1 protein-coding gene is annotated in these 399 nt (G+C 28.1%); it reads left to right on the top strand.

Going from position 1 to position 399, the window contains the following annotated elements; genetic code table 11:
- A partial coding sequence (locus FUA24_RS25340; RefSeq protein WP_187388379.1) for a hypothetical protein occupies nucleotides 1-225 on the top strand: 225 nt, incomplete at its 5' end.
- Between the last annotated feature and the right edge of the window lie 174 nt (nucleotides 226-399).

Genomic DNA, 399 nt, shown 5'->3' with positions numbered 1-399 from the left:
GATGATGATGGTGATGGCGTTTCAACAGCTACAGAAATTAGCGAACTTTTTGAAATTAAAAAATATAATGAACCAACAAAAGCAGCATTAGAAGCTTTAACTTTTGCGGCTAATGAAAAATTAGTACATATTGTAGAATTAGCCAATGGCACATTTACAGGAACAACAATTACAGCTGCAGATACTGATGGTGATGGTATTTTTGATTATTTAGATGCCGATTAATTTTTTAAATAAAATCACAATAAAAAAACCTCGCTTTTATAGCGAGGTTTTTTGTTTTTAATAATGTATGTATTATAAAATTATAGATAAACTTAAAATTAATTGATCTGGCCTAGTATCTAACCTATCAGCATTAATACTATTGTTTTGTAAAAATGTAGCTTCGTTTTTATT

This window comes from Seonamhaeicola marinus (assembly GCF_008085455.1).
Note: the sequence above shows the minus strand (reverse complement) of the source record. Positions and strands in the feature narration are given on the sequence as shown.